Annotated in this window: 23 protein-coding genes and 1 tRNA gene; all 24 read right to left on the reverse strand. The window is 62.7% G+C overall.

Annotated features, from left to right (window positions below):
• Positions 1–25: 25 nt before the first annotated feature.
• A complete protein-coding gene (locus BMX85_RS04430; RefSeq protein WP_090314437.1) occupies positions 26–331 on the reverse strand; it encodes a DUF2818 family protein in 306 nt (101 codons plus the stop codon).
• Entirely contained in the window at positions 331–1,836 is a 1,506-nt protein-coding gene (nuoN, locus tag BMX85_RS04435; protein WP_090314438.1) for an NADH-quinone oxidoreductase subunit NuoN, read from the reverse strand. Before nuoN ends, BMX85_RS04430 begins: the two co-directional genes overlap by 1 nt.
• A 19-nt stretch (positions 1,837–1,855) precedes the next feature.
• Positions 1,856–3,355, reverse strand: a complete 1,500-nt coding sequence (locus BMX85_RS04440) for an NADH-quinone oxidoreductase subunit M (RefSeq protein WP_090314439.1) — start codon at positions 3,353–3,355, stop codon at positions 1,856–1,858.
• Between the two features lie 31 nt (positions 3,356–3,386).
• Positions 3,387–5,492, reverse strand: a complete 2,106-nt coding sequence (gene nuoL / locus BMX85_RS04445) for an NADH-quinone oxidoreductase subunit L (RefSeq protein WP_090314440.1) — start codon at positions 5,490–5,492, stop codon at positions 3,387–3,389.
• Positions 5,493–5,540: 48 nt separating this feature from the next.
• Positions 5,541–5,849, reverse strand: coding sequence for an NADH-quinone oxidoreductase subunit NuoK (gene nuoK, locus BMX85_RS04450; RefSeq protein WP_090314441.1), 309 nt, complete (start codon positions 5,847–5,849; stop codon positions 5,541–5,543).
• Positions 5,846–6,490, reverse strand: a complete 645-nt coding sequence (locus BMX85_RS04455; protein ID WP_090314442.1) for an NADH-quinone oxidoreductase subunit J — start codon at positions 6,488–6,490, stop codon at positions 5,846–5,848. The genes nuoK and BMX85_RS04455 overlap by 4 nt, the downstream gene beginning before the upstream one ends.
• A gap of 84 nt (positions 6,491–6,574) precedes the next feature.
• Complete coding sequence (gene nuoI / locus BMX85_RS04460; protein WP_090314443.1) at positions 6,575–7,063, reverse strand: NADH-quinone oxidoreductase subunit NuoI; 489 nt, start codon at positions 7,061–7,063, stop codon at positions 6,575–6,577.
• Positions 7,064–7,075: 12 nt separating this feature from the next.
• Positions 7,076–8,161: an NADH-quinone oxidoreductase subunit NuoH gene (gene nuoH, locus BMX85_RS04465; protein WP_177196644.1), complete on the reverse strand. Its 1,086-nt coding sequence runs from the start codon at positions 8,159–8,161 to the stop codon at positions 7,076–7,078.
• Complete coding sequence (nuoG, locus tag BMX85_RS04470; protein ID WP_090314444.1) at positions 8,161–10,497, reverse strand: NADH-quinone oxidoreductase subunit NuoG; 2,337 nt, start codon at positions 10,495–10,497, stop codon at positions 8,161–8,163. Before nuoG ends, nuoH begins: the two co-directional genes overlap by 1 nt.
• Before the next feature lie 22 nt (positions 10,498–10,519).
• Entirely contained in the window at positions 10,520–11,815 is a 1,296-nt protein-coding gene (nuoF, locus tag BMX85_RS04475; RefSeq protein WP_008450345.1) for an NADH-quinone oxidoreductase subunit NuoF, read from the reverse strand.
• On the reverse strand, positions 11,812–12,303 hold the full coding sequence (gene nuoE, locus BMX85_RS04480) for an NADH-quinone oxidoreductase subunit NuoE (protein WP_090314445.1): 492 nt from the start codon (positions 12,301–12,303) through the stop codon (positions 11,812–11,814). Before nuoE ends, nuoF begins: the two co-directional genes overlap by 4 nt.
• A gap of 11 nt (positions 12,304–12,314) precedes the next feature.
• The gene (locus tag BMX85_RS04485; RefSeq protein ID WP_090314446.1) at positions 12,315–13,568 is read right to left on the reverse strand and encodes an NADH-quinone oxidoreductase subunit D; all 1,254 of its coding nucleotides are present in this window, start codon (positions 13,566–13,568) and stop codon (positions 12,315–12,317) included.
• A gap of 3 nt (positions 13,569–13,571) precedes the next feature.
• Complete coding sequence (locus tag BMX85_RS04490) at positions 13,572–14,162, reverse strand: NADH-quinone oxidoreductase subunit C (protein ID WP_090314447.1); 591 nt, start codon at positions 14,160–14,162, stop codon at positions 13,572–13,574.
• An 18-nt stretch (positions 14,163–14,180) separates the two neighbouring features.
• A complete protein-coding gene (locus tag BMX85_RS04495; RefSeq protein ID WP_008450353.1) occupies positions 14,181–14,657 on the reverse strand; it encodes a NuoB/complex I 20 kDa subunit family protein in 477 nt (158 codons plus the stop codon).
• 3 nt (positions 14,658–14,660) lie between these two features.
• Positions 14,661–15,020, reverse strand: a complete 360-nt coding sequence (locus tag BMX85_RS04500) for an NADH-quinone oxidoreductase subunit A (protein ID WP_090314448.1) — start codon at positions 15,018–15,020, stop codon at positions 14,661–14,663.
• Between the two features lie 175 nt (positions 15,021–15,195).
• Positions 15,196–15,280, reverse strand: a tRNA-Leu gene (locus tag BMX85_RS04505).
• Positions 15,281–15,496: 216 nt separating this feature from the next.
• Positions 15,497–15,910 (reverse strand): preprotein translocase subunit SecG, encoded by a 414-nt coding sequence (gene secG / locus BMX85_RS04510; protein WP_090314449.1) that lies wholly within the window; start codon positions 15,908–15,910, stop codon positions 15,497–15,499.
• 137 nt (positions 15,911–16,047) lie between these two features.
• Positions 16,048–16,803, reverse strand: a complete 756-nt coding sequence (gene tpiA / locus BMX85_RS04515) for a triose-phosphate isomerase (RefSeq protein ID WP_090314450.1) — start codon at positions 16,801–16,803, stop codon at positions 16,048–16,050.
• A 107-nt stretch (positions 16,804–16,910) separates the two neighbouring features.
• Positions 16,911–17,891, reverse strand: a complete 981-nt coding sequence (locus BMX85_RS04520) for an NAD(P)H-quinone oxidoreductase (RefSeq protein ID WP_090314451.1) — start codon at positions 17,889–17,891, stop codon at positions 16,911–16,913.
• A gap of 74 nt (positions 17,892–17,965) precedes the next feature.
• On the reverse strand, positions 17,966–18,574 hold the full coding sequence (locus BMX85_RS04525) for a tetratricopeptide repeat protein (RefSeq protein ID WP_090314452.1): 609 nt from the start codon (positions 18,572–18,574) through the stop codon (positions 17,966–17,968).
• A 43-nt stretch (positions 18,575–18,617) separates the two neighbouring features.
• The gene (locus BMX85_RS04530) at positions 18,618–19,388 is read right to left on the reverse strand and encodes a GIN domain-containing protein (protein WP_229210274.1); all 771 of its coding nucleotides are present in this window, start codon (positions 19,386–19,388) and stop codon (positions 18,618–18,620) included.
• 234 nt (positions 19,389–19,622) lie between these two features.
• Entirely contained in the window at positions 19,623–21,086 is a 1,464-nt protein-coding gene (locus tag BMX85_RS04535; protein WP_090314453.1) for an ATP-binding protein, read from the reverse strand.
• Positions 21,079–21,786, reverse strand: a complete 708-nt coding sequence (locus BMX85_RS04540) for a response regulator (protein WP_090314454.1) — start codon at positions 21,784–21,786, stop codon at positions 21,079–21,081. Before BMX85_RS04540 ends, BMX85_RS04535 begins: the two co-directional genes overlap by 8 nt.
• Positions 21,779–23,008 carry an ABC transporter substrate-binding protein gene (locus tag BMX85_RS04545; RefSeq protein ID WP_229210275.1) on the reverse strand — a complete coding sequence of 410 codons (1,230 nt, stop codon included), beginning with the start codon at positions 23,006–23,008 and terminating at the stop codon, positions 21,779–21,781. Before BMX85_RS04545 ends, BMX85_RS04540 begins: the two co-directional genes overlap by 8 nt.
• Positions 23,009–23,083 lie beyond the last annotated feature (75 nt).

A 23,083-nucleotide genomic window follows, 5' to 3' on the forward strand; every position in this document is an offset into this window, starting at 1 on the left:
CTCCTTGATTGAAGCCGCTAGTGTATCAGTCGCGGTGCTTGCGCAGGTAGCGTGCGATGAATCCGGGGAAGCCGAAAACGAGGAACAGACAGCCGGAGATCGCGTAGAACTCCCAGGTCTGGGGGAAGCGGTTGCCGATGCGGCCTTCGAGTGCGAAGCCGAGCAGGCCAACGACAAAGTACAGCGCCACCATTTCGACCAGGCGCACAATCAGCGGCTTGCGCCGCCACGTGGCCGGGACCAGCGCGAGCACCTTGTCGTTGAAAAAAGGCAGGTTGGCGGCCGCGATGGCTATCGCGATCACCAACCAGCTTGCGACGGAAACATCCATCAGGTGGCGAGGGTCGCTTGCATCGCCTTCATGCACATCGCCAGCAGCGGCTCGGGCAGAATGCCCAGCACCACGATGGCCAGACCGTTCACGCTCAGGACGAACTTCATGTCGCCGTGGGCGACGATAGGCGCCGTGTCGGTCGGCTCGTCGAACCACATCAGTTTAACGATGCGCAGGTAGTAGAACGCGCCGATCAGCGAGAACATCACCGCGACCACGGTCAGCCAGATCTGGCCCGTACCCAGCACGGCGCTCAGCACCGAGAACTTGGCGGCAAAGCCCATCATCGGCGGCACGCCGGCCAGCGAGAACATCAGGATCGTCATGACGACCGCGAACCAGCCGCTGCGCTTGCTCAGGCCTTTGAAGTCGTTCAGCGTTTCGGCTTCGAAGCCGGAACGCGACAACAGCATCAACAGGCCGAAGCTGCCGACGGTGGTCAGCACGTAGGTCAGGATGTAGTACATCGACGAGCTGTAGGCGGCGGCGATGCCGGTGCGGTCGGTGGTGCCGACCACGCCGGCCAGCAGGCCAAGCAGCACGAAGCCGATTTGCGCGATGGTCGAATAAGCCAGCATGCGCTTCAGGTTCGTCTGGGCGATGGCGGTCAGGTTACCGATCGCCAGCGACAGCACGGCCAGGACCATCAGCATCTGCTGCCAGTCGAACGCCATCGGCAGCAGGCCTTCCACCAGCAGGCGGATGCAGATCGCGAAGGTGGCGATCTTCGGCGCGCCGCCCAGCAGCAGCGTCACTGCCGTTGGCGAACCTTCGTAGACGTCCGGCACCCACATATGGAACGGCACGGCGCCCAGTTTGAACGCCAGGCCAGCGACCAGGAACACGATACCGAACACCACGATGGTCGGCTTGATGGTGCCCGCTGCGACGGCGACGGCCACTTTGCTGATTTCCAGCGTGCCGGTGGCGCCGTACAGCATCGAGATACCGTACAACAGGAAACCGGATGCCAGCGCGCCGAGGATGAAGTACTTCATCGCCGCTTCGGTGGCCTTGTGGTTATCGCGGCGCAGCGCGACCAGCGCGTACAGCGACAGCGACATCAGTTCGACGCCGAGGTAGATCGTCAGGAAGTTCGAACCCGAGATCATCACCATCTGGCCCAGCATCGCGAACAGCGCCAGGACGTAGAACTCGCCGCCCAGGTTACCGCTCATCATGCCGCGCTGCGTGACGTACTGGCGCGAATACACCAGGGTCAGCGCCACGGCCACGTAGGTGGCCAGCTTGAGCAGGTTCGCCATCGGATCGTTGACGTACATGCCGTGGAAGGTATACGCCGTGGTGCCGGCGCTGAAGTCGGCGAAGGTGATGCCGGCCAAAACGGCCAGTATCGCCAGCGACAGCACGTAGGTGATCGACCGCTTGGACTCGGACAGGAACATGTCCACCAGCAGGAGTAGCGAGGCGCCAATGATCAACGTCACCTCGGCATACGCCGGTGCGAGATTGAACGCCTCTTGAGGATTAGGTGTCATCATTTATACGTTTCCGATTTTCTTAAGGCAGCTTGCTTTTTGCGACATGCGTCAGCAGGTCGGCGACCGAGGTTTGCATCGTGTCGGTGAATGGCGCAGGGTACAGACCCATGACCAGCACCGCGATCGCCAGGACACCCAGCATGAAGAACTCGCGGCCATTGACGTCGACCAGCGCGGCCACATGGTGGTTGGTCACTTTGCCGAAGATGACGCGCTTGGCCATCCACAGCGAGTAGGCTGCACCGAAGATCAGCGCGGTCGCGGCCAGCAAACCGATCCAGAAGTTGTACTGCACGGCGCCCAGGATCACCATGAACTCGCCGACGAAGCCGGAAGTCGCAGGCAGACCGCAGTTGGCCATCGAGAAGAAGATGAACAGCGCGGCGAACTTCGGCATCTTGTTGACGACACCACCGTAGTCGGCGATCTGGCGCGAGTGGGCCTGGTCATACAGCACGCCGATGCACAGGAACATCGCGCCGGAGATGAAACCGTGCGAGATCATTTGCACGATCGCGCCCTGCACGCCGATGGCGTTGAAGATGAAGAAGCCCAGGGTGACGAAGCCCATGTGCGCGATCGACGAGTAGGCGACCAGCTTTTTCATGTCCTTCTGGACCAGCGCCACCAGGCCGACGTAGATCACGGCGATCAGCGACAGGGTGATGACGAAGCCCGACAGGTAGTGCGACGCATCCGGGGTGATCGGCAGCGAGAAGCGCAGGAAACCATACGCGCCCAGCTTCAGCATGATCGCGGCCAGCACGGCGGAACCGCCGGTCGGCGCTTCGACGTGGACGTCCGGCAGCCAGGTGTGGACCGGGAACATCGGCACCTTGACGGCGAAGGCCATGAAGAAGGCGATGAAGATGAAGATCTGCTCGCGCATCGTCAACGGCGTCAGGTGCCAGGTCAGGATGTCGAAGGTGCCCGTCATGCGGTACAGGTAGATGATCGCGACCAACGTCAGCAAGGAGCCGAAGAAGGTGTAGAGGAAGAACTTGAACGACGCGTACACGCGGTTCTCGCCGCCCCACACGCCGATGATGATGTACATCGGAATCAGGGTCGCTTCGAAGAAGAAGTAGAACAGCAGGCCGTCCATCGCGCAGAACACGCCGATCATCAGGCCGGACAGGATCAGGAAGGCGCCCATGTATTGAGCGACGCGCTTCTGGATCACCTGCCAGGCCGAGATCACGACGATCACGGTAATGAAGGCCGTCAGCGGCACGAACCACAGCGACAGGCCGTCGATGCCCAGCGAGTAGTAGATGTTGAACGTCTCGATCCAAGGGGACTTTTCGACGAACTGCATGCCGTGGGCGGCGTTGTTGAAGTTCGTGATCAGCGGGATCGTCGCGGCGAAGCTGACGATCGCGCCGATCAGCGAACCGACGCGGACGAACGCCGCGTTGGTGTCACGGCCGACGGCCAGGACGATCAGGCCGAAGACAATCGGAAGCCAGATCGCCAGGCTCAGGTACGGAGGTAAGGTAGATATAGTTGACTGCATCATGGTTATCGTTATCTCTTTGCGTATCAGCTAATTAAGCGTGCCAAAACGGCAGGAAGTAGACCAGGAACCCCAGAATGCCCAGGATCATGACGAAAGCGTAGTGGTAGATGTAACCCGTCTGCCCCAAACGCGTCAGCTTCGAGAACCAGTTCACGACCTTGGCGCTGCCGTTGACCAGCAGGCCGTCGATCAGGGTCTTGTCGCCGACGTTCCACAGGCCGTTGCCCAGCAGGCGCGCGCCACCGGCGAACACCACCTCGTTGAACTTGTCCATGTAGTACTTGTTGTCCAACAGGGTGTGGATCGCCTTGAACTTGGCAAAGAACCATGCCGGTACGCGTGGATTGATCATGTAGCAGTAGTAAGCCGTCGCTACGCCCGCAATCGCCAGCCACAGTGGCAGGGTTGTCAGCGAGTGGATCGCCATGGCCATCGGACCGTGGAACTCTTCGCCCAGGATTTCCATCGCCTTGTGGTTTTCACCGATGAAGATGACGTTCTTGAAGAAGTCGCCGTGCAGCATAGGCTCGATCGTCAGGTAGCCGATCAGCACCGAAGGGATGGCCAGCATCACCAGCGGGAACCAGACCACGAATGGCGATTCATGCGGCTTCTGACCAGGCTCCAGGCCGTGGTGCGCGTGGTCGTCTTCTTCCTCTTCGTGGTGCGCATCGTGACCGTGGTCGTCGTGCGCGCCGTGTGCCGCTTTCGGTGCGTGCGCATCGTGGGCGTGATGGTCGTGGGCGTGGGCCTGGCCGAAACGCTCCTTGCCATGGAAGACCAGGAAGTACATACGGAACGAGTAGAACGCGGTTACGAACACACCGGCCAGCACGGCGAAGTTAGCGAAGCCCGAACCCCAGATGTGGGTCTCGTGCACCGCTTCGATGATCGAATCCTTCGAGTAGAAGCCGGAGAAGAACGGGGTGCCGATCAGCGCCAGGGAACCGAGCAGGGACGTGATCCAGGTGATCGGCATATATTTACGCAGGCCGCCCATGTTGCGGATGTCCTGGTCGTGGTGCATACCGATGATGACCGAACCGGCGCCAAGGAACAGCAGCGCCTTGAAGAACGCGTGGGTCATCAGGTGGAACACGGCCACCGAGTAGGCCGACGAGCCCAGTGCCACGGTCATGTAGCCCAATTGCGACAAGGTCGAATAAGCGACCACGCGCTTGATGTCGTTCTGGATGATGCCCAGGAAGCCCATGAACAGCGCGGTGATCGAGCCGATGACCAGGATGAACGACAGCGCGGTGTCCGACAGTTCGAACAGCGGCGACATGCGCGACACCATGAAGATACCGGCGGTAACCATCGTCGCGGCGTGGATCAGTGCCGAGATCGGGGTCGGGCCTTCCATCGAATCCGGCAGCCAGACGTGCAGTGGGAACTGCGCCGATTTACCCATCGCGCCGATGAACAGGCAGATACAGGCGACGGTCAGCAGCATCCAGTCGGTGCCCGGCAGCGTCAGCATGGCCAGCGCTTCCTTCTTGGCGAAGACTTCCTGGTAGTTCATGGTGCCGGCGTAGGCCAGCAGCAGGCCGATACCGAGGATGAAACCGAAGTCGCCGACGCGGTTGACCAGGAACGCCTTCATGTTGGCCACGATCGCCGTTGGGCGGGTGTACCAGAAGCCGATCAGCAGGTACGAAACCAGGCCCACCGCTTCCCAGCCGAAGAACAGCTGCAGGAAGTTGTTGGCCATGACCAGCATCAGCATCGAGAACGTGAACAGCGAGATGTAGGCGAAGAAGCGGTTGTAGCCCTCGTCTTCCGCCATGTAGCCGATGGTGTAGATGTGCACCATCAGCGACACGAAGGTCACCACGCACATCATCATCGCCGACAGCGAATCGATCTGGAAGCCGACTTCGAACTTCACGCCCGCCACCGTCATCCAGTGGTAGATGGTGCCGTTGAACGTCGCGCCATTGAGCACATCGTTCAGCGTCATCACCGACAGGATCAGCGCGACGAGCACGCCGAGGATGGTCGCGGTGTGCGAAGTCTTGCGACCGACAACGTTGCCAAAGAATTTGGTTCCTAACAAACCCGCCACCGCAGCGCCGGCCAGCGGCGCCAGAGGTACGGCTAGCAGGAGGTTAGGGTTAAGAAGAGTACCCGCCATGATGAACCTTAATCGTTATTTTTCGAGATTAGAACTAAAGCCGCGGGATTAACCCTTGAGGCTATCCAGGTCTTCCACATTGATGGTGTCCAGATTACGGAACATCACCACCAGGATCGCGAGGCCGATCGCCGATTCGGCGGCCGCCACGGTCAGGATGAAGAAAACGAAGATCTGCCCGGCCGCGTCGCCCAGATAGTGGGAGAACGCGATGAAGTTCATGTTCACCGCCAGCAGCATCAATTCGATGGCCATCAGCAGAATAATGATGTTCTTGCGATTCAAGAAAATACCCACGATCGAGATCGCGAACAGGATCGCGCCGAGAACGAGGTAGTGAGCAAGCGATAAAGTCATGGGGTCTCCTTTACTTCCGCCGAACCGGCGGCGGCTGCATCGGCGCCGCGCGAGGACACGGCATCGATCTTGACGATCTTCAGACGGTCGTTGCGCTTGACGCGGACCGCATCGGCCGGGTCGAAATGTTTGGTGTCCTTACGCTTGCGCAGGGTCAGCGCCACCGCCGCGACGATCGCGACCAGCAGGATCGCCGCTGCGATTTCAAAGCCGTAGACATATTTGGTGAAGATCAGGATACCGAGTTCCTTGGTGCCGCCGATGTTGCCGGCGCTGACGGCCTGCTGGTCGAACGACAGGAAGGAGCGCCACAGCACGGCGGCCATTTCCAGCACGATGATGACGCCGACGAACGACGCGATCGGCAGGTAGCCCCAGAAGTTTTCCCGCATCTTGTCGGTGTCGATGTCGAGCATCATGACCACGAACAGGAACAGCACCATGACGGCGCCGACGTAGACCAGCACAAGCACGATGGCCAGGAACTCGGCTTCGAGCAGCATCCAGATGCCGGCGGCCGAGAAGAACGCCAGCACCAGGAACAGCGCTGCGTGCACCGGATTGCGGGCCGTGATAACGCGCGTCGCAGCCAATACCATGATGGCTGAGAAGGCGTAGAACAAAGCAGTTTTAAATTCCATAACTAACCCAAGAGACGTACAGTTTTATTATCGACACACCACTGTTGCGGCGGACCGGCAAGCTTCACCGAGGTCCGCCTGTCGTCAGCGGTAAGGAGCGTCCGCTGCGCGGGCTTCGGCGATCTGGTTTTCATAGCGATCGCCAACGGCCAGCAGCATCTCTTTGGTGTAGTACAAATCACCGCGCTTCTCGCCGTGGTACTCCAGCACGTGCGTCTCGACGATCGAATCGACCGGGCAGGACTCTTCGCAGAAACCGCAGAAGATGCACTTGGTCAGATCGATGTCGTAACGCGTGGTGCGGCGCGAACCGTCGTCACGCTGTTCCGATTCGATGGTGATGGCCATCGCCGGGCACACCGCTTCGCACAGTTTGCAGGCGATGCAGCGTTCTTCGCCGTTCGGATAGCGGCGCAGCGCGTGCAGGCCGCGGAAGCGCGGCGACATCGGCGTCTTCTCTTCCGGGTACTGCACGGTGATTTTGCGCGAGAACATGTACTTGCCCGTCAGCGCCATCCCTTTGATCAATTCGGCCAGCATGAAGCTGCCGAAAAAGTCTTTTAATCGTTCCATTTTCTCTTGTCCTTACTTCCAGATATTCCAGGATGTCTGCATCCAGCCGGCCACGAACACCAGGTACACCAGCGTCAGAGGAATGAACACTTTCCAGCCCAGACGCATGATCTGGTCATAGCGGTAGCGTGGGAAGGTACCGCGCACCCAGATGAAGACCGACACCAGGAAGAACGCCTTGGCGAACAGCCAGAAGAAGCCGCCGAAACCGCCCCAGAATTCGAGGAAGGCGAACGGTGCGGACCAGCCGCCCAGGAACATGATCGAACCGATGGTCGCGATCAGGATCATGTTGGCGTATTCGGCCAGCATGAACATGGCGTAGGCCATGCCCGAGTACTCGACCATGTGGCCGGCGACGATCTCGGACTCGCCCTCGACCACGTCGAACGGATGGCGGTTCGCTTCGGCCAGGCCGGAGGTCAGGTAGACCACGAACAGCGGCAGCAAAGGCAGCCAGTTCCACGACAGGATGTTCAGACCCTGGTCGGCCATCATGCCGCGCTGCTGCATGGCGACGATGTCGCCGAAGTTCAGCGAACCGGAAACCATCAGGATCACGACGAACACGAAGCCCATCGGGATTTCGTAGGAAATCATCTGCGCCGAGGCGCGCATCGCGCCCATGAACGAGTACTTCGAGTTCGACGCCCAGCCGGCGATGATGATGCCGTAAACTTCCATCGAGGTGATCGCCATCAGCAGCAGCAAGGCGGCGTTGACGTTGGCCAGCACCGCTTGCGGGCCGAATGGCACCACCGACCATGCGGCCAGCGCCGGCATGATGGTCATGATCGGACCGATGACGAACAGGCCCGGGTTGGCCTTGGCCGGCATGATGATCTCTTTGAACAGCAGCTTGAGCGCATCGGCGATCGGCTGCAGCAGGCCCATTGGACCGACGCGGTTCGGACCGACGCGGATCTGGATCCAGCCGATGAACTTACGTTCCCACAGCGTCAGGTAGGCGACAAGGCCCATCAGCGGCAGCAGCACCAGCACGATCTTGATCATCGTCCAGACGATCGGCCACACCGGCGCGATCGGGCTGGTGGCGCCCAGTTCATAGAATGTAGTGACGAATTCAGGCAGAGCCATTATTTACCCTCCCCTGCTTTTTCAACGGTGATAGGACCGAACATGCCACCCAGCGCGGCGGTCGAAGCGTGCGCCGCGGCGACGCGCACGGCGTTCGCTGGCAGGCTTGCATCGACGGCGGCGACCAGGATGGCGCTGCCCGAACCTTGCGTGACCTTGACGGTGTCGCCGGCGGCGACGCCCAGCTGCTGCGCCAGCGCGGTCGACAGGTGCGCTTTGGGCGCGGCCGAATCGGCCATCTTCTGCAGCGACTCGGCGCGGCGCACGACGGCGTCGGCGAAGTAGATCGGAACGTCGGCGATACGCTCGGTGCCGGTGGTCTCGATCGAACCGGCGAAGTTGGACGCGACGACGGCTTGTTTGCTGGTGTTGTTCAAACGGGCCGCGAAATCGGCGCCCACGACTTCGTCGCGGATCGCTTCCGAGGTGTCGTAGTCGAAACCGGCCAGGCCGAGGATGTTACCCAGCACGCGCAGCACTTTCCACGCGGGGCGGGTTTCCAGCAGCGGCTTGACGGTGCCGTTGAAGCTTTGCGGACGGCCTTCGCAGTTGACGAAGGTGCCCGAGGTTTCGCTGAATGGCGACACCGGCAGCAGCACGTCGGCGTAGTCCATGCCATGCTTGTAGGCGGACATGACGACGACCATCTCGGCTTTTTTCAGCGCGGCGACGGCCGCTTGCGGATTGTAGGCGTCCAGTTCCGGCTCGACGTTCAGCAGCAGGTACGCTTGCTTGGGTTCGGTGAAGGCCGGGGCCTTGGCGCCGTTGGCGTTGACCAGGTAGGCGCCGACGGTGTTGGCGGCTTCGGTGAGGTAGCCCAGTTTGGCGCCGGTTTGTTCGGCGATCCATTGCGCGGCGGCGTGCAGCGCGGCCGCTTGCGGGTGCTGCGTTGCCGCGTTACCCAGGAAGATGCCCTTAGTGATGGAAGATGCGTCACCGGAGAGCAGCGACGCGGCGATCGCGGTCGCGGCGTCCGACGCCTCGATGCCTTCGAAGCCGGCTGGCGCCGACACTTCCTTGGCCTTGGCGACAGCCACCACCACTTGCGACAGCGCGGACAGCCACTCCGACGGCGCGGCGATCATCTTGTTCGCCACCTTCATCAGCAGGTCGTCGTCGGTCGCGTTCAGGATCGACAGCTTGGCGCCGCCCTTGACGGCGGTGCGCAGGCGGGTCGCCAGCAGCGGATGATCCTTGCGCAGGAAGGAGCCGATCACGAAGGCGCGGTTCAACGCGCCGAATTCGGTGATGCTCATGCCCAGCCAAGGAGTCACGTCGCCCAGCGAGAAATCGCTTTGGCGCAGACGCGTGTCGACGCTGTCCGAGCCCATCGCGCGGGTCAGCTTTTGCAGCAGGTGCAGTTCTTCCAGGGTCGAATGCGGGGTCGCCAGCGCGGCGAGCGCCTTGTCGCCGTGTTCGTGCTTGATGTTCTTCAGGCCGTGCGCCACGTATTCCAGCGCGGTCTGCCAGCTCACTTCTTTCCACTCGCCGCCCTGCTTCAGCATCGGCTGGGTCAAGCGGTCGTCGGCGTTCAAGCCTTCGTAGGCGAAGCGGTCCTTGTCCGAGATCCAGCACTCGTTGACGGCGTCGTTCTCCAATGGCAGCACGCGCATGACCTTGCCGCCCTTGACCTGGACGATCAGGTTCGAACCGAGGCCGTCGTGCATCGACACCGACTTGCGGCGCGACAGTTCCCACGTACGGGCGCTGTAGCGGAACGGCTTGGACGTCAGCGCGCCCACCGGGCACAGGTCGATCATGTTGCCCGACATTTCCGAGTTGACGGTCTGGCCGACGAAGGCGGTGATTTCCGAGTGTTCGCCACGGCCGATCATGCCCAGCTCCATCACGCCGGCCACTTCCTGGCCGAAACGCACGCAGCGGGTGCACTGGATGCAGCGCGCCATCTCCTGCATCGAGACCAGCGGACCGGCATCCTTCGGCACGACGACGCGCTTGTCTTCCTCATAGCGCGACTCGCCCTTGCCGTATCCGACAGCCAAATCCTGCAACTGGCATTCGCCGCCCTGATCGCAGATCGGGCAGTCGAGCGGGTGGTTAATCAGCAGGAATTCCATGACGGACTTCTGTGCCTGCACGGCCTTGTCCGACGCGGAGCGCACGATCATGCCGGCCGAGACCGGCGTGGCGCATGCTGGCAAAGGCTTGGGGGCCTTCTCCACTTCGACGAGACACATGCGGCAGTTCGCGGCGATCGACAATTTCTTGTGATAGCAGAAGTGCGGAATGTAGGTTCCCAATTTGTTGGCGGCGTCCATCACCATGCTACCAGCAGGGACTTCGACTTTTTTGCCGTCTATTTCGATTTCAACCATGGTGATCGTTACCTGACGCAGCTTAGATGTAAGCGGGCACTAAGCAATGCTTGTGCTCGACGTGATATTCAAATTCTTCGCGGAATTGCTTGATGAACGCGCGCATCGGCATGGCCGCCGCGTCGCCCAGCGCGCAAATGGTGCGGCCCTGGATGTTGTCGCAGATCGAGTTCAGCACGTCCAGGTCCGACGGACGGCCCTGGCCGTTTTCGATGCGGTGGATCATGCGGTACATCCAGCCGGTGCCTTCGCGGCACGGGGTGCACTGGCCGCACGACTCTTCAAAGTAGAAGTACGCCAGGCGTTCCATCGCCTTGACCATGCAACGCGTCTCGTCCATGACGATGACGGCGCCCGAACCGAGCATCGAACCGGCCTTGGCGATCGAGTCGTAGTCCAGGTCGGTGTTCATCATCAGTTCGCCGCGGATCACCGGAGCGGACGAGCCGCCAGGGATGACAGCCTTGATCTTTTTGCCGCCGCGCATGCCGCCTGCCAGTTCCAGCAATTTGGCGAACGGCGTGCCCAGCGGGACTTCGTAGTTGCCCGGCAATTCAACGTCGCCCGAGATCGAGAAGATCTTCGAACCGCCGTTGTTCGGACGACCCATGCCAAGGTACTTTTCCGGGCCCATGTTCAGGATGAACGGGACGGCGGCGAAAGTCTCGGTGTTGTTGATCGTCGTTGGTTTGCCGTACAGGCCGAACGAGGCCGGGAAAGGCGGCTTGAAGCGCGGCTGGCCCTTCTTGCCTTCCAGCGATTCCAGCAGCGCGGTTTCCTCGCCGCAGATGTAGGCGCCGTAACCGTGGTGCGCGTGCAGCTGGAAGCTGAACTCGCTGCCCATGATCTTGTCACCCAGGAAGCCGGCGGCGCGCGCCTCTTCCAGCGCGTCCTCGAACTGCGTATAGACTTCGAAGATCTCGCCGTGGATATAGTTGTAGCCGACCGTGATGCCCATGGCGTAGGCGCCGATGGCCATGCCCTCGATCAATGCATGCGGGTTGTAACGCATGATGTCGCGGTCCTTGAAAGTGCCAGGTTCGCCTTCATCTGAGTTACATACCAGATACTTCTGCCCCGGGAACTGACGCGGCATGAAGCTCCACTTCAAGCCGGTCGGGAAACCCGCGCCGCCACGGCCGCGCAGCGACGACGCTTTGAGGTCGGCGATGATCTGTTCCGGGGTGATTTTCTCTTCGAGGATCTTGCGCAGGGCGCTGTAGCCGCCGCGCTTGACGTAATCTTCCAGGTGCCAGTTTTTGCCGTCCAGGCCGGCCAGAATGACAGGGTCGATGTGACGATTGTGGAGTGACGTCATTTCGTAGTGTTCCCGCTTAGTTCCTCGACGAGACCGTCGATTTTGTCGTTCGACATGAAGCTGCACATGCGATGGTTATTCACCAGCATCACCGGCGCGTCGCCGCAGGCGCCCATGCACTCGCCTTCCATCAGCGTGAACTTGCCGTCGGCGGTGGTGTCGCGGTAGTCGATGCCCAGCTTTTGCTTCAGGTGGTGCGCGGCGCGCTCCCCGCCCGACAGCGCGCATGGCAGGTTGGTGCACACGGTGATCTTGTGCGTGCCGACCGGCTTCAGGTTGTACATATTGTAGAAAGTGGCCACTTCCTGCACGGCGATCGCCGGCATCTGGATGTAGTCGGCCAGTTCCTGCATGGTTTCCGGCGAGATCCAGCCCAGTTCAACCTGGGCGTGGGCCAGCGCGGCCATCACGGCCGACTGGCGCTGGTCGGCCGGATACTTGGCCAACTCGCGATCGATTTTTTTTAAGCACTGCTCTGATAACAACATACTTTTACCTTTTAGCGGTCAATACTGCCGAACACGATGTCTTGCGTACCGATGATGGTCACGGCGTCGGCAATCATGTGTCCACGCGCCATTTCGTCCAGCGCCTGCAGGTGGGCGTAATCGGGTGCGCGCAGCTTCATACGGTATGGCTTGTTGGCGCCGTCCGACAGCAGATAGATGCCGAACTCGCCCTTCGGATGCTCCACCGCGCTGTACGCTTCGCCCGGCGGCACGTGGAAGCCCTCGGTGAACAGCTTGAAGTGGTGAATCAGCGATTCCATGTTGGTCTTCATGTCGACGCGGCCCGGAGGCGCGACTTTATGATTGCTGGTGATGACCGGACCTGGATTGTTGCGCAGCCATTCTACGCACTGTTTGATGATCTTGTTGGACTGGCGCAATTCCTCGACGCGCACCAGGTAGCGGTCGTAGCAGTCGCCGTTGGTGCCGATCGGAATATCGAAGTCCATCAGGTCGTACACTTCGTACGGCTGGTGCTTGCGCAGATCCCACTGGATGCCCGAACCGCGCAGCATGGCGCCGGTGAAGCCCATCGCCAGCGCGTCTTCCGGCGCCACCACGCCGATGCCGACGGTGCGCTGTTTCCAGATACGGTTGTCGGTCAGCAGCGTTTCGTATTCGTCGACATAGGTCGGGAAACGGCGGGTGAAATCCTCGATGAAGTCCAGCAGCGAGCCCTGGCGGTTCTCGTTCAGGTTGGCGATCGCCTTGTCCGAACGGATGATCGACGGCTTGTGCTGCGGCATCGCGTCCGGCAGGTCGCGGTAGACGCCGCCCGGACGGTAGTAGGCCGCGTGCATGCGCGCGCCCGACACCGCTTCGTAGCAGTCGAACAGGTCTTCGCGGTCGCGGAACGCGTACAGGAACGGGCCCATCGCGCCGACGTCGAGCGCGTGCGCGCCCAGCCACATCAGGTGGTTCAGGATGCGGGTGATCTCGTCGAACATCACGCGGATGTATTGCGCGCGCAGCGGCACTTCCAGGCCCAGCAGCTTCTCGATGGCCATCACGTAGGCGTGCTCGTTGCACATCATCGAGACGTAGTCCAGACGGTCCATGTACGGCACCGACTGCAGGTAGGTCTTCTGCTCGGCCAGCTTCTCGGTGCCGCGGTGCAGCAGGCCGATGTGCGGGTCGGCGCGCTGGATCACTTCGCCGTCGAGCTCGAGCACCAGGCGCAGCACGCCGTGCGCGGCCGGGTGCTGCGGGCCGAAGTTCAGGGTGTAGTTCTTAATTTCAGCCATTTTTTACTTCCCGTAATTTTCTTCGCGGATCACGCGCGGCACGTTTTCACGCGGCTCGATGGTGACCGGCTGATAGATCACGCGCTTCTGCTCGGGGTCGTAGCGCATTTCGACATAGCCCGACACCGGGAAGTCCTTGCGGAACGGATGGCCGATGAAGCCGTAGTCGGTGAGGATGCGGCGCAAGTCGTTGTGGCCTTCGAACAGGATGCCGAACATGTCGAACGCTTCGCGCTCGTACCAGTTGACGGCGCGCCACAGCGGCACCAAGGACGGCAGCAGCGGCATCTCGTCGTCGGCGCAGAACGCGCGCACGCGCACGCGCCAGTTGTGCTGGATCGACAGCAGGTGCACGACGACGGCGAAACGCAGGCCGTCCCAGGCGCCGTCGCCGTAGCTGAGGTAATCCACGCCGGCCAGGTCGATCAATTGTTCGAAGCCGAGCGACTTGTCGTCGCGCAGCGTTTGCATCACGCCGTAGTAGTCGGCGGCCTTGACGGTGATGGTCACCTCGCCCAGCGCGACGGCGATACTAACGCGATCGCCCAGGGCGGTGCCGAGGGCGGTTTGCAGTTGTTCTAATTGTGTAGTCATCTTCTGAAGCGGCCTCGTTTAGCGTGCGATCGTGTTGGTGCGCTTGATCTTGTTTTGCAGCTGCATGATGCCGTACAGCAGGGCCTCGGCCGTTGGCGGACAGCCCGGCACGTAGACGTCCACCGGCACGATGCGGTCGCAACCGCGCACCACGGAGTACGAGTAGTGGTAGTAGCCGCCGCCGTTGGCGCACGAGCCCATCGAGATGACCCAGCGCGGTTCCGGCATCTGGTCGTAGACCTTGCGCAGCGCCGGCGCCATCTTGTTGCACAGCGTGCCGGCGACGATCATCACGTCGGACTGACGTGGCGACGGACGGAACACCACGCCGAAGCGGTCCATGTCGTAACGGGCAGCGCCCACGTGCATCATTTCGACCGCGCAGCAAGCCAGACCGAACGTCATCGGGAACATCGAACCCGTGCGCGCCCAGTTGATCAGCTTGTCGGCCGAGGTGGTGATGAAACCTTCGTTTAATACGCCTTCAATAGCCATGGCTTATTCCCAATCAAGGGCACCTTTCTTCCAGATATACCAAAAACCGACGACGAATTCGGCGATGAAACTCATCATCACCAGGAACCCGTTCCAGCCCAGTTCGCGCACGGAGACGCCCCATGGGAAGAAGAATGCCGTTTCCAGATCGAACAAAATAAAGAGGATAGCGACGAGGTAGTAACGCACGTCGAATTTCATGCGCGCGTCTTCGAACGCTTCGAAGCCGCATTCATACGGGGAGAGTTTTGCCGCATCAGGCTTGTTCGGACCGAGCACGTGGCCCAACACCTGGGGAAGGATCCCTACGCCGAGACCGACGAGGATAAACAACAGAACGGGGAGATAATTTTCGAGGTTCACGATTGATGAGCTTAAATTGAACGATCGGTTAGGGACTGCGAGGACTTGCGGTATTCTGCGGTGCTCTCTTAACGTTCGCCCCAATCGTACAACTTAGACCAGGATCGAACGACACATCCTCGTAAAAAAGCCAGCTCAGGTACACACTACTCCCTTGCTGGCCTCTATATATTTCTGGTGCCGACGACGAGACTCGAACTCGTACAGCTTTCGCCACTACCCCCTCAAGATAGCGTGTCTACCAATTTCACCACGTCGGCATAAGGCCGCTATTCTACTTTGTTTTCACGCTGTTGTTAATGCGTATTGCGCCAAAACAAGGAGAAAAACGATAAATCTTTACTTCTTTGATCACCCGGTTGATTTTCCGGCCGGGGCGACCGGAGTCACTTCTAAAACTATCGTAACTTCTGCCAAAACAACTGGCAAATGCCGCGCGGCCGATGTTGCGCCGCGCCATTCAGACTGTAATTATATTACTTTGGGATCGATCCTGCAGGACCGGCCGGCGCCGGAGCGGCTGGCGCGGGTGCGGCCGGCGCCGCCGGCGCGGTGGCCGGTGCGGTCGGGATCGCGGCCGCGCCGGTTGGCGCCGGGGCTGGCGCCGCTGGCAGCGCCTTATCCATCACGCCGCCGCTGACGGTGCTGTGGCCCTGCGCCGAAATATATGCCAGCGCCAGCGTGGCGCTGAAGAAGATCGCGGCGGCGACGCCGGTCGACTTCGACATGAAGTTCGACGAACCGGTCGCGCCGAACAGGCTGCCCGAAGCGCCGGAACCGAAGGCGGCGCCCATGTCGGCGCCTTTGCCGTGCTGCAGCAAGACCAGGCCGATAATGGCGAGGGCCGAAATGACTTGCACGATGACTACCAGGTTGAAGAAGCTGCTCATGTTATTCCATTCAAAGATTAAATAGTTTTGTATCGTTTTGTTTCACACCTGTTCATCAACCGGCAACAGGATTTTTACCATCGCGCCATTACCGCCCGATTACCGCTGCGGCAATTACGCAACACTCGGCGTTACGGTTAGACGGCGTGGATAATTCCAAGGAAATCCACCGCCTTCAATGCGGCGCCGCCAATCAGGCCGCCGTCGATATCGGGCTGCGCCATCAATTCCCTGGCGTTTTCCGGCTTCATGCTGCCGCCGTACAGGATTTGCACCTTGGCCGCCGCCTCCACGTTCTTTTGCTCGAGGCGCGCGCGCAGGAAGCGGTGGGCGTCTTGCGCGATTTGCGGCGTGGCCGTCTTGCCGGTGCCGATCGCCCACACCGGCTCATACGCCAGCACGACCTTGGTCAGCTCGCCCGCCGGAATCACGTCCAGCGCCGCCTGCAGTTGGCCGCAGATGACCGACTCGGTGGTGCCCGCTTCGCGTTGCTCCAGCGTTTCGCCGAAACAAATAACCGGCGTCAGGCCCGCGGCCAGCGCCGCCAGCGCCTTCCGCGCCACCAGTTCACTGCTTTCGTTGTGGTAGGCGCGGCGTTCGGAATGGCCGCAGAGCACGTAGGTGGACGCGAAATCGACCAGCATAGCCGCCGCCACTTCACCAGTATAGGCGCCGCTGGCGTGGACCGACAGGTCCTGTCCGCCCCAGGCGACCGGGCTGCCTTGCAGCTCGGCCTGGCACTGGGCCAGGTAGGGGGCCGGCACGCAGACCGCGCAGTCGGCGCGGGGCACGCCATCGGCCTCGAGGCCGGCGACGATGCCGGACAACAATGCCGTGTTGGCGGCGCGGTTGCCGTTCATTTTCCAATTGCCGATGACGAGTTTGCGTCGCATAGTAGCCTAAAATTCAATAACCCGCTATTTTAACGCGGGGCCGGGGACGGGTCAAACCAGGGGGCGACGGAGCGCCGGCGACAATTGCGAAAATACCACGTCAATCATTAGATTACTTGCAACATGATCTTGCCGACATGGCTGCTGCTCTCCATCAGCGCATGCGCGGCGGCGGCCTGCTCGAGCGGGAACACGGTATGGATCACTGGCTTGATTTTCCCCGCCGCCATGATCGGCCACACCTTTTTCAGCAGGTTCTTGGCGATCGCGCCCTTGAACTCGACCGAGCGCGGACGCAGGGTCGAGCCGGTGATCGTCAGGCGCCGGCGCAGCACCTGGCCCAGGTCCACGGTCGCCTTGCCGCCGCCCAGGGTGGCGATCAGCGCGATGCGGCCGTCGTCGGCCAGCGCGGCGATCTCGCGCGGGACGTAATCGCCACCGACCATATCCAGGATCACATCGACGCCACGGTCGTTGGTCAGCGATTTGACGATCTCGACGAAATCCTCGGTCTTGTAATTAATGCCCCGTTCGGCGCCCAGCTTGACGCATGCAGCGGTCTTGTCGTCGCTGCCGGCGGTGGCGAACACGCGGTGGCCCATGGCCGACGCCAGCTGGATCGCGGTCACGCCGATGCCGGAGGTGCCGCCCTGCACCAGCAAGGTCTCGCCGGCGCTCAGGTGGGCGCGGTCGAACACGTTGCTCCACACGGTGAAATAGTTTTCGGGGATCGAGGCCGCCTCCAGCATGCTCCAGCCCTTGGGAATCGGCAGGCACTGGGCGACGGGCGCCACGACATATTCGGCGTAGCCGCCGCCCTGCACCAGCGCGCAGACCTGGTCGCCGATGTCGAGGGTGGTGTAATCGAGGTCGCCGTCGACGATCTCGCCGGCCACTTCCAGGCCCGGCAGGTCGGAGGCGCCCGGCGGCGGCGCGTAATTGCCCATGCGCTGGAACACGTCCGGCCGGTTGACGCCGGCGGCGTGCACCTTGATCAGCACTTCGCCGGCCTTCACGACGGGCATCGGACGTTCGCACAGTTTCAGCACATCGGCCGGGCCGGGCTGGGTGATTTCAATCGCGCGCATGGAGCATCTCCGGACAAAACGGCGATTGTACGCGAGACGCCCCGGCGGCGCAGGGCGTGGAGGCGATCCGAACCCTACCCTCCCCCGGTGCGCGATTTGGTCGGCAGCGGCGTGTTCGGCTTCCAGGCCGCCGACAACGCCTGCCCTTCCTCGAGCTGCTCCTGCGTCATGTGCTTGACCACGGCCGACCGCTGCTCGGCGGCGTTGACCGAGCCCTTGGCCGCCGCCAGGTTCCACAGCATGTAGGCGATGACGTTGTCCTGCGGCATGCCGGCCATCTGGTAGCGGTACATCAGCCCCATGACCTGCTGCGCGTCCGGATGCCCCTGCTCGGCGGCCTTGCGGAACCAGCCGACCGCTTGCTTGTGATCCTGGATCACGGCGTTGCCGGTGTAGTACATGGCGCCGACGACGTATTGCGCGTCGGCCTTGCCTTGCAGCGCGGCCTTGCGGTGCCAGCTCAGCGCCTGCTTGTAGTCCTGCTTGACGCCACGGCCCATGTAATACATCAGCCCCAGCAGGTGCTGGGCGTCGGCGTTGCCGGCCTTGGCCAGCGGAGCGATCTCTTTTAAAGCCACCGCGTAGTTTTTGTTGTTGTAGGCGGTGGCGCCTTCGGCGAATCCAGCCATCGCGCTCTGTTGCAGAGCAAATGCGAGGCCTAGCGCTAGTATGAATTTTTTCATGTCGCGTGCATGTAAGTGGTGCGGTGGGTACGTTTACTTGGTTTTATTTCCAACTTACCTTGCCCAGGCCGTCAACGGTGACGTTGCGGTTCAGGGGCTTGCCATAGACGATGACCGATCCGAGGCCGCTAAGGTTCAATGTGGCGTTCGACGTGGCGTGCACGGTGGCGTTGCCCAGGCCGCTGAGGTCGACGTTGACCGATTCCGCCTGGAACTGCTGAGCGTTCAGTCCGCCCAACCCGCCCAGGGTGGCCTTGAGCAGCTTGCTGCGTCCGCCGAGCGTGATGTAGCCGGCGCCGCGCAAGTCGAGTTCGACGCTCTCGTTCTCGCCGACCAGCAGATGCATCTTGCCGACGCCGCCCAGGTTGGCCTTGAGAACCTTGTAGTCGACCACCGCCCGCATGCTGCCGGCCCCGTCCATTGTCAGCTCCAGCTCGTCTCCGCTGAAGCCGCTGATGTCGGTCGTGCCGACGCCCTCGCAGATCACCTGGCGCAAACCGGGCAAGATCAGCTCGGCGCGCGCGCTGGAGCGCCCCACCTTCACGCCACGGCCGTTGTCGGTGTCCAGGTACAGGGTGTCGCCGGTCTGCGCCGCGTTCAGCTTATCGATGTCGCGCTTGTCTCCAATGATGCGCAGCGACGGCGTGTCGCCCTGCCGCATCTTGACGTCGATCACGCCGTCGAGCTTGACCCGCACCACGCGCGCGTCGATCGTCACCACGCGGGTTTCGCGCTCCTCGGCGGCGCTGGCGCGGGCAAACAGCGCACAGAAGGCGGCAAACAGCAGGCCAAACCGGAAAAGCTTCGTCATCATCTCTATCCTCTAATATTTTTTAACCAGCCGATGGTGTCAATATAGCAACAACAGCGGCGGCCGCCAACCATCCATGATGGATGCCGACACTATATCGATCGGCGGCGCGGCGCCGGCGGGGATTGCGACGAACTGCATAAAACGGCGACCGGGCGTCGAAAACCGCGGATGGGCGACGGGTGCGGAGTGGGCGGCGGGCGGCTGACAGGGCGCGGCTGACGCGGCTGAACCAACTCAGGCCGGCAGGCGGATGGTCGCGTTCAAGCCGCCTTCGCGGTGGTTTTCCAGTATCAGCTCGCCGCCGTGCGACTCGATGATGCTGCGCGCGATGCCCAGCCCCAGGCCCATGCCGCCGTCGTTCTGTTCGCGCCCGTGCTCCAGCCGCACATAGGGCTCGAACAGGCTGGCGAAGGCCTCCTCCGGCACGCCCGGGCCGTGATCGCGCACCGTGATCGCCACCGCGCCCGGCTCGCCGCGCACGTCGATCTCGGCGCGGTCGCCGTAGAACAGCGCGTTGTCGAGCAGGTTGCCGATGGCCCGCTTGAGCGCCAGCGGCTTGGCCCGCACCGACAGGCCGCTGTCGCGATAGCCCACCTCGTGCCCGGCCAGCCGCGCGCTGCGCACCAGGCGCCCCAGCAAGGCGTCGAGTTTGACCTCGGCCGGGTTCTCGTGGATGTCGCTGTCCTTCACGCACTGCAGCGCGCCCTTCACCATCATGTCCAGTTCATCGAGGTCCTCCTCGAACTCGTTGCGCAGGGCCTCGTCGTCGAGCAACTCGGAGCGCAGCTTGAGGCGCGTGATCGGCGTGCGCAGATCGTGCGAGATGGAGATGAACAGCCGGTCGCGGTCTTCGATGTAGCGCTGGATGCGCTCGCGCATGGCGCTGAAGGCGCGCGCGGTGTTGATGAATTCCCGGCTGCCGGTCTCCGGCAGCGGCGGCGCGCGGTCGTCCTGGCCGTTGCCGAAGGCGGCGGCGGCTTCCGACAGCGCCGCCAGCGGGCGGGTGATCCAGCGCACCACCAAAAGGCACAGCAGCAGCACCGCCGCCAGCGACAGTCCTTGCAGCGCGAGCCGGTCCCACGCCAGCGGATCGTTAGTGCTTAAGAAGTACGGGTTGGGCATCAGCGCCGCCATGTATAGCCAGTTTCCCGGTTCGATCTCGGTCTGGATCACCAGGATGGGCGCGGGGTCCGGCTGCAGCAGCAGGATGTGCTGCACCCAGGCGTCCGGCAGGTCGCTCAGGTGGACGTCGTTTTCCGACACCACCAGCTGATCGGGCCATGCGAACGCCAGGTGGAACGCCGGGGAATGCGGCAGATCGCTTTTCAGCGTGGCGCCGACGGTGTCGATGACGCTGCGCGCCAGCGGATGACCGGCGATCTGCGTAACCGGCACGTAGGCCCGATTGAGGTTGACGAAAAAGCGCGTGCCGCCCATCTCGCGCAGCTGCTGGATCAGCAGCAGGCGGTAATTGGCCGGCAGGCTGCGGAAAAACCGGATCGCGCCGGAGGCGCTGTGCGCCACGTACTGCGACGCCGATTGCGCCTCCACCTGCGACTTGGCGCGCAGCTGGGTGGCCCAGATGATGCTGGCCGCCAGCTGCGTCACCAGCAGCCCCGCCACCATCACCAGCGTCAGTCGCCCCAGCAGCGACTGCGGCAGCAGCTTGTCGAGCAACGCGGGCAGGCGTCTAGGCATGCGAGACGCTGACATCGGCCGAGAACACGTAGCCGGCCCCGCGCACGGTCTTGATCAGCGCCGGCTGCTTGCCGTCGTCGTTGAGCCGCAGCCGCAGGCGGCTGATCTGGACGTCGAGCGAGCGGTCCAGCGGTCCGGCGTCGCGCCCGCGCGTCTCTTCGCACAACACGCCCCGGTCGAGGATCACGCCCGGATGCTCGGCGAAGTATTTAAGCAGCTGGAAATCGAGCCCGGTCAGCACCACCGGATTGCCGTCCCGGTCCACCACCTTGCGCTCCTTGAGGTCCAGCGTGAAGCCGACAAACCGGTAATAGCGCGCCGAGGGCGACTCGGCCGCGCTGCGCCGCAGGATCGCCTTGATACGCGCCAGCAGCTCGCGCGGGCTGTACGGCTTGGCGATGTAGTCGTCGGCGCCCAGTTCCAGGCCGACGATGCGGTCCGTTTCGTCGGAGCTGGCGGTGAGCATGATGATGGCGACGTTGGAGCGCTGGCGCACCTGCTTGCACAGCGCGAAGCCGTCGGTGTCCGGCAGCATGACGTCGAGGATCACGAGCGACAGCTGGTCGGCGTGCGCGTGCAGCTCGGCCAGGAAGCTCTCGCCGTTATGCGACAAAATCACCTCGTACTGGTTTTTCTCCAGGTAGGTCTTGAGTAGCACGCGGGTTTTTTGGTCATCGTCTACGATCAGTATCTTACGCACCGGGTGCTCCTTGGCTTCTGAGATTGAACAGTCGGAACAGCGCGCCGAGACGACGCTGGGCCTCCGCCGGCGTGGCCCGGTCGTCGAGAAAATAACGATGGACTTCGGCGATGATGGCGTCGCGGCTGGCCTCGTCGGAGGCCATGCGGTGCACCAGGCTTGGCGCCTGCACCGCCGCGCCCTGCGCGAAGATGGTCCACGAGGCGCGCGCGCAGCCGTCCATGCGCGCCGGGTCGGCGTCGCGCCGCACCGGCACCGCGCCCTTGAGCGCGTTGAAATCGGCCTGCACCGACGGCGACACCAGCACCCGCGCCATCTTCTCCTGCGCCGGCCGGTGGCGGTTGGCGCCGGCGAACATCGTCAGCGTATCGACGCTGTAGAGGTGATACCTGGCCGTCCCCGGCGCGGCGGCGCAGCCGTAGTCCTCGTCCAGCGCCATGCCGCGTTCGGCCAGCTCCGGCTTGGCCCAGTCACCCATGATCATCATGCCCGCCTCGCCGCGCGCGAACTGGCGCACCACCTCGGGCCAGGGCCGCTCCTCCATCTCGCGGCCGATCAAGTCCTTGACAATGCGCAGCCGCACCAGCGCCTCGGCGGTGCGGCGGTCGGCGGCGGCGGCAGGGCTGCGCTTGACCAGCAATTCGCGGTAGAACTCGGGCCCGCTCTCGGCCAGCACCAGGTTCTCGAACAGCGCGGCCACCTGCCACGATTCGCTGCTCTGCGCCAGCGGCGCCACGCCGGCCGCCCTGAGCTTGCGCGCGGCCGCCTCGAACTCGGCCCAGGTGCGCGGCGGCGCGAGCTTGAGCCGGGCGAACAGCGCGCGGTTGTAGTACAAGGTGTTGACGCGGTGGATGCCGAGCGGCGCGGCCACCACATGGCCGCGGTGCTGAATCAGCTTTTGGACGGTCGGGAACAGAAAGCCGTTCCAGTCGCCGGCGCTGGCGACGCCGTCGATGTCGAGCAGCAGGCCCAGTTCGGCCCACTCGGCGACCGAGGCGCCGATGATCTGCGTGACCTGCGGGGCGTCGCCGGCCAGCACGCGGCCCTTGAGCACCTTCCCGGCGCCGATGCCGGCGCCGCCGGGAATGGCGGCGTCCTTCCATGCCAGTCCTTCGTCGGCCATGCGCGCGGCCAGCAAGTCCGCCGCCTTGCGCTCGCTGGCGGATGTCCACCAGTGCAGCACCTGCAGGGTGTTGGCCGGGGCCTGCGCCGATGGCGCCACGGGAGCGACGGGTGTTCCGGGCGCCGCGGACGCCGCCGGCGACGATGCGCAGCAGGCGGCGCCGGCCCCGGTCGC

The organism is Duganella sp. CF517 (assembly GCF_900110275.1).
Lineage (GTDB): Bacteria > Pseudomonadota > Gammaproteobacteria > Burkholderiales > Burkholderiaceae_D > Rugamonas.